Raw genomic sequence first — 11,636 nt, forward strand, 5'->3', positions numbered from 1 at the left:
TGAAGCCATTAACGGTGAACACCGATTTTACGTTCGCTTTTTCCTGGTTCAGGTGCTTTCCGATCCCACGTTACGCTCAAAGATCTCCGAGTAGTTACCTACCTGCTTGATAATGTTGTAAGCCCATTTGTTATCAAGCTTCAGATCCTTGCCATAATCCCCTTCTTTGCCTAACAGGTGTGCCATATCCGGCGTTGCAGGATTAGCCGCTTTTTCATCGACGTTTTTCGAGTTAACGCCCATTTCTTCCGCATTCAGCATGGCGAACAGCGTCCAGCGAACAATGGAGAACCACTCATCGTCCCCACGACGTACGACAGGTCCCAGCGGTTCTTTAGAAATAACTTCTGGCAGGACAATCCACTCCGCAGGATTACTCAGCTTGATTCGCAGGGCGTACAACTGAGACTGGTCGGAAGCCAGCGTGTCGCAGCGCCCAGATTCCAGAGCTTTAGCTGATTCATCCGAGCGGTCAAAGGTGACAGGGGTGTACTTCATGTTGTTGGCTTTAAAGTAGTCAGCCACGTTCAGTTCGGTATCTGTTCCTGCCTGGATACAAACCGTTGCGCCATCCAGCTCTTTAGCACTCTTAAGACCCGCTTTATTGTGGGTAAGAAAACCAATGCCGTCGTAATACGTTACGCCAGTGAAAGACATTCCCATTCCTGCGTCACGAGAGGAGGTCCAGGTGGTATTACGAGAGAGCATGTCGACTTCACCTGATTGTAGTGCGGTAAAGCGTTCCTTGGCGGTGAGCGGGGTATATTTTACTTTGCTATCATCGCCAAATACGGCGGAGGCAACGCCACGACATACGTCGACATCAATACCTGAGAACTTACCGCTTGCATCGGCATAAGAAAAGCCAGGCAACCCGTCACTGATCCCACACTGCACAAAACCTTTTTTCTTTACGGCATCAAGTGTTGCGCCGGCATGTGCCTGATTTGCAACCGCAAGCAGCACGCCGGCCGCAGCCAGGCTGGCTATTATCATCTTTTTCATAGAGCATCCTGTGTGGAGGAATTATTGTTATGGAAACGTTCTGAAAACGTCTTTTACCTGTCTGTGGCTATGGCCATACTCTTTTAAGCAAAGGTAGTGCCAGGTTTTTGCGCACGATTATTCGACGCAATATCCAGAGTGTAGACAGGAAAAAATAAATGCAGCGCCCTGAAGTGGTGCAAAATTGAAACGTAAGCCACATTTCGGCGCAAAAAATTTAAAAATCAAACCGGACGCGTGATAACGATTTCGTACGTTAATATTGATGACGTGAGAATAATGAAAAGAAAGCGCGCTGTTACGAAGAACTGAAAAAATGCTAATTTCAAATCGTGGATATGTGAGGAAAATCTATAATAATTTTATTATACGTTGAGTGCTATATACCAACGTTTTGTCTTATATGAAGATTTAATTCTTATTGCAAAAAGCGCGGTACCCACCGCGCTTTTAAGAAGATTTATTTGGTCAGGGCGACTATCCCAAGCGTCAGCCCGGCAACGGCTGCTGCGCCACCGGCGATGGCACCGGCTGTTTCCCAGTTATCCTGCGTGGTGCCTTTCATACAGGTATTGGTATGAACCAGGCGCCCCTGATCGTCGTAGACAGGTACGCAAGGAGAATCGTGTGCACAGCCGGCCAGGAATGCGGTAAGCAATGCAACGGATATTAATCTTTTCATGGTGTTACCTCAAAAATAAGCGTTTCGCTAATTGAGCAAAGACAAACGCTAAGCCATCTGCGAACTCGGCGATTATTTTACCACTTCTTAAAAAAATACTGACATGAGGAATAATCTCAATTCATGTGGATTGTAAAAATAATGGATAAAAAGAAAGGTGACTGGCGAGTTTTTCAGGAAGGGTTTATTAGAAATAAATGGCTATCTTATTAATAAATAAAGAGGGGCATCTTAGGTGAAAAAGGCGTCCGAAGACGCCTTTATTTTACAAATTAATTGTTGCGCCGACTAAAACGCCGTCTGACGACAACGAAGAAGACGGGGACGAAGAAGATTGCCAACAATGTCGCGGTCAGCATGCCTCCCATTACGCCTGTACCGACCGCATTCTGTGCCCCGCTACCCGCTCCGTGGCTGATAACCAGAGGCATAACCCCCAGAATAAACGCCAGGGATGTCATCAGGATTGGACGAAGACGCATGCGTGACGCCTCCAGTGTGGCTTCAATCAACCCTTTACTTTCTTTATCCATCAGGTCTTTGGCAAACTCCACAATAAGGATAGCGTTTTTGGCGGAAAGACCGATGGTAGTCAGCAGACCTACCTGGAAGTAAACGTCGTTATTCAGACCGCGTATGGACGCCGCCAGAAGCGCACCGACCACGCCGAGCGGTACAACCAACATGACTGAAAATGGAATAGACCAGCTCTCATACAATGCGGCGAGACACAGGAAGACGACAATTAACGAAATAGCGTATAACGCAGGTGCCTGATTGCCGGAGAGCCGTTCCTGATATGACATTCCCGTCCAGTCATAGCCGATACCGGTTGGCAGCTGTGCTGCCAGGTTTTCCATGAGCGCCATGGCTTCACCGGTGCTTCGACCCGGCGCGGCCTCTCCCAGTATTTCCATTGATGGCATACCGTTGTAACGCTCCAGGCGGGGTGAACCATAAATCCAATGCGACGAACTGAACGCAGAGAATGGCACCATTTCACCATTCCCACTACGTACGTAGAGATTGTTGATGTCGTTGGGTAACATACGGAACGGCGCGTCAGCCTGAACGTATACCTTTTTCACTCGGCCATGATCGATAAAATCGTTCACATAGGTGCCGCCAAGGGCCGTGGAAATCGTTTGGTTTATATCCGACAGACTTACGCCTAACGCCTGGGCTTTTTCCTGATCAATATCCAGCTTAAATTGCGGGGTATCTTCCAGACCGTTAGGGCGCACGCGCACCAGCAAATCTGGATGTTCTCTCACCATACCCAGCAACTGGTTCCGGGCTTTCGTCAGTTCTGTATGACCGAGGTTAGCCTGATCAATTAACTGAAAATCAAAGCCGGTCGCGGTACCCAGTTCAAGAATGGCAGGCATGTTGAACGGGAACACCAGTCCATCTTTAATCTGGCTGAACGCCCTGGTCGCACGTTCGACGATAGCCGTCACGCCGTTTTCATCGCCCGAACGCTCTTCCCATGGTTTGAGGCTAATAAAGACGATACCGGAGTTCTGTCCCTGGCCGCTAAAGCTGAAGCCATTAACGGTGAACACCGATTTTACGTTCGCTTTTTCCTGGTTCAGGTAGTAATTCTGAATCTGATCCAGCACCTGCTGTGTGCGCGTCTGTGTCGCACCGGCAGGAAGTTGCACCATTGTCATAAAGACCCCCTGATCCTCTTCGGGCAAGAAGGAGGTAGGGAGGCGTAAAAACAGAACAGCCATTCCGCCGACGATAAGAACATATAGCAACAAGTAGCGTCCGGTTTTGCGCAGAATACCGCTGATACTATTGCTGTAATGCCCGACGCTTTTATCGAACAGGGCGTTAAACCATCCGAAAAAACCGCCTTTCTTTTCAACATGTCCGGCGGAAACGGGTTTTAGCAGCGTTGCACAAAGCGCTGGCGTAAGAATGAGGGCGACCAGAACAGAAAGCGCCATCGCTGAAACAATGGTCAGAGAGAACTGGCGGTAAATGGCGCCGGTCGAGCCGCCAAAGAACGCCATGGGGATAAATACCGCCGAGAGTACCATCGCGATCCCGACCAGCGCGCCCTGGATCTGGACCATGGATTTCTGCGTCGCCTCTTTGGGCGGCAGTTTCTCTTCCGCCATGACGCGTTCGACGTTTTCTACTACCACGATAGCGTCATCGACCAGCAGGCCGATGGCCAGCACCATTCCGAACATCGTTAGCGTATTGATGGAGAATCCGAATGCGGCGAGGATCGCGAATGTTCCCAACAGCACGACAGGCACTGCGATAGTTGGAATCAGCGTGGCGCGCAGATTTTGCAGGAACAGGTACATCACCAGGAAGACGAGGATGATGGCTTCAAACAGCGTTTTCACCACCTCGTTAATCGAGATTTTTACAAATGGTGTAGTGTCATAGGGGTAAACCACTTGCAAACCTTGCGGGAAGAAAGGTTGTAACTCAGCCAGCTTTGCTTTGACGCCTGCGGCAGTATCCAGCGCGTTTGCACCGGTCGCCAGCTTAATGCCCAGGCCTGTTGCAGGCTGACCATTAATTTTCGTCACCATGTTATAGTTTTCGCCGCCGAGTTCGATGCGGGCTACATCTCTGAGGTGAACCATTGAGCCATCCTGGCCCACCTTCAGCGTTATGCGACCAAACTCTTCCGGCGTTTTCAGGCGTGTCTGAGCGATAATGGAGGCATTAAGTTGTTGACCCTGGACGGATGGCGCGCCTCCCAGTTGGCCTGCGGCAATCTGATTATTTTGCGTTCTCAGTTGATTGATAACGTCCAGCGGAGTCAACTGATATTTGTTCATTGCGTTGCTGTCGAGCCAGATGCGCATTGCGTACTGTGCACCAAACATCTGGACATCGCCGACACCTGCTGTTCGGCTTATTGCGTCTTTAACGTTAGACGCCACATAGTCGGAAATATCATCCTGCGTCAGATTGTTATTATCGGAGACAAAACCCGCCACCATCAGGAAACCGCTACTGGATTTCTCGACGCTGATCCCCTGCTGCTGTACTTCCTGTGGCAGTAAGGGCATCGCTAACTGTAATTTGTTTTGCACCTGGACCTGTGCGATATCCGGGTCAGTACCCGACTCGAAAGTCAGAGTAATGGTGACGCTCCCGGAGGAATCGCTGGTGGAGGACATATACATCAGGTTATCGATACCGTTCATATTCTGTTCGATAACCTGCGTAACCGTGTCTTGTACTGTCTGCGCATCCGCACCTGGGTAGGTGGCAGAAATAGCGACCGCAGGAGGTGCAATGGTCGGATACTGTGCAACGGGCAGTTGCATGATTGCCAGAGCCCCTGCCATCATCAGAATGATGGCCAGAACCCAGGCAAAAATAGGGCGATTGATAAAAAAGTTAGCCATGTCCGGTTACCTTATTGCGCAGTTTTTGCGGCTGGAGTTTCGGTATCGGTGGTTGCTTTAACCTTTACGCCGGGACGCGCTTTCTGCAATCCGCTGACGATAACCTTATCGCCAGGCTGTAAGCCCTCGCTGATTAACCACTTATCACCTATCGCCTGTGTAGCAACGACGGTGCGAGCCTCGACCTGACTCTTGTCATTGACAACCATCACCGTTGCATCGCCGCGTGGCGTACGTGTTACCCCTTGTTGGGGAACGAGAATGGCATTCGGCTGGACGCCTTCATCAATACGAGCACGCACAAACATGCCCGGCAGCAGCGTGTGCTGTGGGTTAGGGAATACGGCCCTGAGGGTGATGGATCCGGTACTTTCATCAACGGTGACATCAGAGAACTGCAACGCACCTTTCAGCGGGTACGACTGACCATTTTCCATCACCAGTTCGACGGTACTGCTGGCGCTGTCTTTATGCAGGCTCCCTTGCTCAACGGACTGTTTAAGGCGCATAAAGTCATTACTGGACTGTGTTACGTCGACGTAAATAGGATCAAGTTGTTGCACGGTAGCAAGTTCAGTTGCCTGGCCATTCGTGACTAATGCGCCTTCGGTGACGTTAGATTTACCGATACGTCCGCTAATGGGCGATGTCACTTTGGTGTAGGTCAGGTTGATACGAGCGCTTTCGACCGCCGCTTTTGCCGCGATAACGGAGGCATCGGCCTGGCGAGCATCAGCAATGGCCTGATCGTACTCTTGCTGGCTGATGTACTTAGTGCCAACCAGCGGGACATAACGTTTTACCGTTAAATGTGCGATAGCTGCTGCCGCTTCACTCTTTGCCAGTTCGCCTTTGGCGCTGTCGTAGTCAGCCTGGTAAGTCGCAGGATCGATCTGATAAAGCGACTGACCGGCTTCAACATCGCTTCCCTCGGTAAAATTCCGTTTAAGTACAATCCCGCTGACCTGAGGACGGACTTCAGCAATACGAAATGCTGTTGTGCGCCCTGGTAATTCGGTCGTCACGGCTAAAGGAGCCTTTTCGACGACATGGACAGTCACCTGCGGCTCTGCGGGGTGAGCTTGTGTTTCTCCCTGATCGTTACAACCGGCGAGTAATACAGTGGACATGATGATGAATGAGGGCAGGAGTGAAAACCTGGCATTTTTCGTCATTTCTATTCCTTAAAAAACCGAACGCTCGTTATTAACCGGGTAACGCAGAGGCGATAACGCGCACAAGTGAAAATAATGGTTGGCTATCCTACAAATTATTAGCTTGCGATGTAAGCAATACTTATTTATGGGCGCGATACACGGCACGTAAAAACAAAAAAGGATTTATCTTCGGTTGTTTCATTATGGTTTTAATAGTAATGCAATGATGCGCATAAACACATATTGAAATAAGTATTTGGTTGGTGAATATATTGGTGGTTGTTATTTGTTTTGTTTATTCGTGTGCAATATCCATAATTAACTGTTTTAGAACTCGTCTAAATAAACGCTAAGTGATACATTTGTTCCGTTTAGCAAATATTACATAAGAAAGTTAATCATTCTCTACCTTACCTCAGACAGTCGAAACCATGGCCAGAAAAACGAAAGCTGATGCCCTCAAAACACGACAGCACCTGATAGAAACAGCGATTATGCAGTTTGCCGTGCGTGGTGTTAGCAATACGACGTTAAACGACATTGCGGATGCCGCCAGCGTGACCCGGGGGGCGCTCTATTGGCATTTTGAAAATAAGACGCAATTGTTCAATGCGCTATGGTTACAACAACCTCCATTACGCGATCTTATTCAGGATAAGCTTATTGGTCGTTGGGGGGATAATCCTTTACAGCGGCTGCGTGAAAAGTTTGTGGTGGGATTGCAATATATTGCACAGAATCCTCGCCAGCAGGCATTAATGCAAATTTTATATCATAAATGTGAATTTCATAACGATATGATATCAGAACAGACCATTCGCGATAAAATAGGTCTCAGTCATCAAAGCATTCGTGATTCACTGCAAAAGTGCGTGGATGAAAATCTGATTGCCACCAGTCTGGATTTAGATGTCATCATCATTATTCTGCACGGTAGCTTTAGCGGAATAATAAAAAACTGGTTAATGAATCCAGTGAGTTATGATTTGTATGGGCAAGCGCCAGTATTAGTTGATAACGTATTAAAAATGTTAAGCCCAGACGGCTGTGTAATGCAATTAATGCAGAGTGAAAATCAGCCAGGATAGTTTTAGCCGCCAGGGCCTGACGGCTGTCGACGTATTTTTCGTCGTGCTATTCGAGGTCGACGCAGTTGACCAGCTTGAGGGGGTTTACAGAATTCATATTCCGGCACTTATCGTGCTCCGTTGTCATCAGCTCTATCCACTGAATGAGCAGCGCATCAAAGAGAAAAACGAAGACCGCAAAAACAACCAGCCACCAATACTTGCGAATCATTACCAAACCCTGTGTATTCATGCCCAAGCGTGCAGGGAATATACACGAAATCTGCAAGCTGAAAAGCAGACTTACAATGCCTTTACTTTGCTGAAAGATCGCCGCTCTTTGCTGTTAATCGACTCTTTTTAGACAGATTTTTTGTCTTCCGCTTTTTCACCTTTGCAAGTTCATTCTCTGAAAAATGCGAACCAATGCTCATTCTTCTGAGCCCCATTTTTACGTACTCGGCATTGATTTCAATCCCGACAAACTTGCGACCTAATTCCACGGCAGTGGCACCGGTAGTGAAGCTACCGGCAAACGGATCCAGCACGCTGTCATCTGGACTGGAGGAAGCCAGAATGATGCGTTCAAGGAGGGCTTTGGGTTTTTGAGTCGGGTGATTTTCGTATTCGTCCATCAGATAACGAACGCGTGGAAACTCCCAGACATTGCCTGGTACTTTTTTCTGGTTGTAAGGTTGGGGCGGGTTCTTTCTGTAGTCTATCAGTGCACGTTTAGCGCCCGTTTTGGCTTCAACCAAAATATCATCACGATTAAACGTGTAGTTTTTCTGATCTTTTACCATCATCAGAAGCGGTTCATACATCGAACCAAAGTGATTTTTGGCCTGCACCCCGGAGCTGTCGTATGACCACACGATACGGCTCTTGATGGTAAAGAGCTGGCGGCATTTGAGATCGATGTACGGCATGTTCTACGTACTGTTCATGATGTACATGGTGCCGTGTGATTTGAGAATGCGATGGCACTCGTCAATGCACTCAAACAGCCATGCCAAAAATGCCTCTTCGTCCCAGGATTCCACCATTCCGTCAAAGTCTTTACCGATGTTATAAGGTGGGTCGGCGAAAATGAGCTCGACGCTTTCTGACGGCAGCTTTTTCAGTTCGGTCAGAGCATCACCCAGGATTATCTTTTTAGATTCATCGCCAAAATAGACAGGTTCACATCTTGCGTTCATCGCCAAAGCCTCCCGTGTGACGTTAATAAAAAAGGCGCTTCCCCATGCCGAGTAGCGCCTTTTAAAACAAACATTTCGCTGATTAGTATCAGTTCATGCCGTATTTTTTCAGTTTTTTACGCAGCGTACCACGGTTGATGCCCATCATCAGGGCAGCACGGGTCTGGTTACCGCGGGTGTATTGCATCACCATGTCCAACAGGGGCTGTTCTACTTCAGCCAGTACCAGCTCATAGAGATCGTTAACATCCTGACCATTCAATTGAGCAAAATAGTTCTTCAGTGCCTGTTTAACCGAGTCACGCAGGGGCTTTTGAGTTACCTGATCCTGAGAGTTAACGGTAGAAACGGTCAGTACGTCAGAATTTACGCGTTGTTCGAACATAGTTCTGTCAGCTCTTTATTTCTGTTTACGCAAAATTTTCGAAGTATGCCTCCAACGCCGCCAGCTGTTCGCTGGAATCTTCAATGGCGTTGAATGTGCGCCGAAACTGGTCATCCGGAGCGTGTTCCTGGAGATACCAGGATACGTGTTTACGCGCAATTCGGTACCCTTTTGCCTGACCATAAAAGTCGTGCAGTTCCCGAACGTGCGCACAAAGCAAGCGCTTCACCTCTGCCAGAGGCAGCGGGGGCAGCAGCTCCCCAGTGTCCAGATAATGCTGGATTTCCCGAAAGATCCAGGGTCTTCCCTGAGCTGCACGTCCTATCATCAGGGCATCCGCCCCCGTATAGTCGAGTACAGCTCTGGCTTTATGCGGGTCAGTAATGTCGCCATTCGCGATAATCGGAATGGAAACTTTCTGCTTAACTGCCCGAATACTGTCGTACTCAGCATCTCCATTGAACAAACAGGCGCGGGTGCGTCCATGAATGGTCAGAGCCTGAATGCCACAGTCTTCAGCCAGTTGGGCAATCTCTACGCAGTTACGGTGTTCCGGAGCCCAGCCGGTGCGAATCTTGAGTGTGACAGGAACGTCCACTGCATTGACGACCTCGGTTAGTATTGATTTCACTAGATCCGGGTACTGCAAGAGGGCTGAACCTGCGAGCTTGCGATTCACTTTTTTAGCCGGACACCCCATATTGATATCAATAATCTGGGCGCCGCTTTCCACGTTAATACGTGCGGCATCGGCCATCTCAACAGGGTCGCTACCGGCAATTTGCACCGTGCGAATTCCTGGCTCATCAACGTGCACCATCCGTAAACGAGACTTGTCACTTTCCCAAACCTGCGGGTTAGAAGACATCATCTCGGATACCGTCAATCCTGCTCCCATCTCATAGCACAGCGTCCTGAATGGTCTGTCAGTGATGCCAGCCATAGGTGCTGCGATCAGGCGATTTCTGAGCTGGTATTGTCCGATGCGCATGAGTTAAGAAATGACCATACTGTGACTGCAAGGCGGCGTATATTACGCATTTTTCGCACGAGATGAAAGGCCAAACTTTGACCAATCCACTGAGGTGGATCAATGAATTGCTGGTTAAGTACACAGTTTCAAATTAAAATCTTTAATAATCAGTTTGATACGTGGTTGTGCTAATTTTTCATCCGTTTATAAATTCCGAAAACTTCTCTTTTTTTATTACGGCCAGCCTCAGGTTATCAGGATAAAAAGCTGTTTTTGTGAGCAAATAGTGGCTTTGTAATGCGATCTCGCTCTCATTTCCGCAAATCCTTTTGCGAAAAAAAGAGCGATTATTGCGTTACCAACGGTAACGAGAGGGGATTATTTTTTCTGACCGGTAATGCGGCACCACTCTTCTTTCTCGATAACCGGATCGAGCGTAAAGAGTTCGGCATAGGCCTCACAGACGCTTTCCGCCTGGCTGGCAAGAATGCCAGAAAGCCCCAGTAAACCGCCCTCAACGGGCAGTACGCTGATTAACGGTGCCAGTTCACGTAATGGGCCTGCGAGGATGTTTGCGACCACCACGTCGGCTTTCATCGCCTCTGGCTGGTCTTTCGGCAGATAAAGCTCCAGACGCTCAGAAACGCCATTACGCTGGGCGTTATCACGGCTGGCCTGAATTGCTTGCGGATCGATGTCTACGCCGATGGCTTTTGCCGCACCCAGCTTCAGTGCCGCAATGGCAAGAATGCCGGAGCCGCAGCCGAAGTCGATGACGGTTTTGCCGTTTAGATCGAGACCGTCCAGCCATTGCAGGCATAGGGAGGTGGTGGGGTGAGTGCCGGTACCAAACGCCAGACCCGGGTCCAGCATCACGTTGACGGCATTCTCATCCGGGACATCGCGCCAGCTTGGGCAAATCCACAAACGTTCACCAAAGCGCATCGGGTGGAAGTTATCCATCCATTCGCGTTCCCAGTCTTTGTCTTCGAGCTGTTCGATTTTATGCGCGAAGCCTGCACCCAGCAGCGGATGCTGCTCCAGGATGGCAACCACTTCTTTCATGTCGGTTTCTGCATCGAACAAGCCGATAACGTCGGTATCTCCCCACAGGCGAGTCTCGCCCGGCAGAGGCTCAAATACCGGCGTATCATGCGTGTCCTGGAAAGTAATGGAAACGGAGCCCGCTTCCATCAGCGCATCGCTCCACTCTTCAGCGTTGGCACCGGTCGTGTTCAGTTTCAGTTGGATCCATGGCATGGCAAAACTCTTTTATTTATCAGTAGTCAATATGGCGGCTTGCGGGACGGCAGAACCGAAACGGTTGCCGATCAGGAAAGCCAGCAAGCTTATCAGTAACGCGGGCACAATCGGGTGGAAACCCAGGTACTGAATGTTAAATGTAGCGAGTACGGCATAAAGAACGCCGCCGATAATCATCGCGCTCAAAGCGCCCGCCGCGTTTGCCCGCTCCCAGTACAGGCCCAGTACCAGCGGCCACAGGAAGACAGCTTCCAGCCCGCCAAACGCCAGCAGGTTAAGCCAGATAATCATTTCTGGTGGTTTCCAGGCAGCCAGTAGCAGTAACGCGCCGAGCAACAGGGTAATCACTGCCGACATGCGCTTCAGCCGGGTTTCGTTTTTCAGCTGTTCCGGACGCAGGTTCAGGTACAGATCCTTAATGATCGTAGCGGAACTTTGCAGCAATTGGGCATTGATCGTCGACATGATCGCGGCCATGGGGGCCGCGAGGAAGATCCCAGCAGCTACCGGCGGCAACAC

8 protein-coding genes and 3 pseudogenes are annotated in these 11,636 nt (G+C 49.4%); 1 reads left to right on the plus strand and 10 read right to left on the minus strand.

Annotated elements, in window-relative coordinates:
• Positions 1-54: 54 nt before the first annotated feature.
• The 4 genes and pseudogenes from FDW87_RS02585 to FDW87_RS02600 all read right to left on the minus strand — a co-directional run.
• Positions 55-1,005: pseudogene (locus FDW87_RS02585) on the minus strand (amino acid ABC transporter substrate-binding protein); the annotation flags it as partial.
• 460 nt (positions 1,006-1,465) lie between these two features.
• Positions 1,466-1,687, minus strand: coding sequence for a lipoprotein (locus FDW87_RS02590; RefSeq protein WP_003025292.1), 222 nt, complete (start codon positions 1,685-1,687; stop codon positions 1,466-1,468).
• Positions 1,688-1,959: 272 nt separating this feature from the next.
• Positions 1,960-5,073, minus strand: coding sequence for an efflux RND transporter permease subunit (locus FDW87_RS02595; RefSeq protein WP_137379427.1), 3,114 nt, complete (start codon positions 5,071-5,073; stop codon positions 1,960-1,962).
• A gap of 11 nt (positions 5,074-5,084) precedes the next feature.
• Entirely contained in the window at positions 5,085-6,248 is a 1,164-nt protein-coding gene (locus FDW87_RS02600) for an efflux RND transporter periplasmic adaptor subunit (protein ID WP_137379428.1), read from the minus strand.
• Positions 6,249-6,661: 413 nt separating this feature from the next.
• Here FDW87_RS02600 and envR point away from each other — a divergent pair, with 413 nt between their 5' ends.
• Positions 6,662-7,318, plus strand: a complete 657-nt coding sequence (gene envR / locus FDW87_RS02605) for an acrEF/envCD operon transcriptional regulator (protein WP_016154726.1) — start codon at positions 6,662-6,664, stop codon at positions 7,316-7,318.
• Between the two features lie 46 nt (positions 7,319-7,364).
• On the opposite strand, the gene FDW87_RS02610 is transcribed toward envR, so the two are convergent.
• The 6 genes and pseudogenes from FDW87_RS02610 to panF form a co-directional block, all read right to left on the minus strand.
• A complete protein-coding gene (locus tag FDW87_RS02610) occupies positions 7,365-7,529 on the minus strand; it encodes a DUF2556 family protein (RefSeq protein ID WP_003025279.1) in 165 nt (54 codons plus the stop codon).
• Positions 7,530-7,611: 82 nt separating this feature from the next.
• A pseudogene (gene yhdJ, locus FDW87_RS02615) lies at positions 7,612-8,496 on the minus strand (adenine-specific DNA-methyltransferase).
• An 88-nt stretch (positions 8,497-8,584) separates the two neighbouring features.
• The gene (fis, locus tag FDW87_RS02620) at positions 8,585-8,881 is read right to left on the minus strand and encodes a DNA-binding transcriptional regulator Fis (protein WP_000462905.1); all 297 of its coding nucleotides are present in this window, start codon (positions 8,879-8,881) and stop codon (positions 8,585-8,587) included.
• 25 nt (positions 8,882-8,906) lie between these two features.
• Positions 8,907-9,872, minus strand: a complete 966-nt coding sequence (gene dusB, locus FDW87_RS02625) for a tRNA dihydrouridine synthase DusB (RefSeq protein ID WP_003025224.1) — start codon at positions 9,870-9,872, stop codon at positions 8,907-8,909.
• A 360-nt stretch (positions 9,873-10,232) separates the two neighbouring features.
• Positions 10,233-11,114, minus strand: a complete 882-nt coding sequence (gene prmA, locus FDW87_RS02630; RefSeq protein WP_137379429.1) for a 50S ribosomal protein L11 methyltransferase — start codon at positions 11,112-11,114, stop codon at positions 10,233-10,235.
• 12 nt (positions 11,115-11,126) lie between these two features.
• Positions 11,127-11,636 (minus strand): annotated as a pseudogene (panF, locus tag FDW87_RS21560) (sodium/panthothenate symporter); the annotation flags it as partial.

Source organism: Citrobacter sp. wls826, from assembly GCF_005281245.1.
In the GTDB taxonomy this organism is placed as follows: domain Bacteria; phylum Pseudomonadota; class Gammaproteobacteria; order Enterobacterales; family Enterobacteriaceae; genus Citrobacter; species Citrobacter braakii.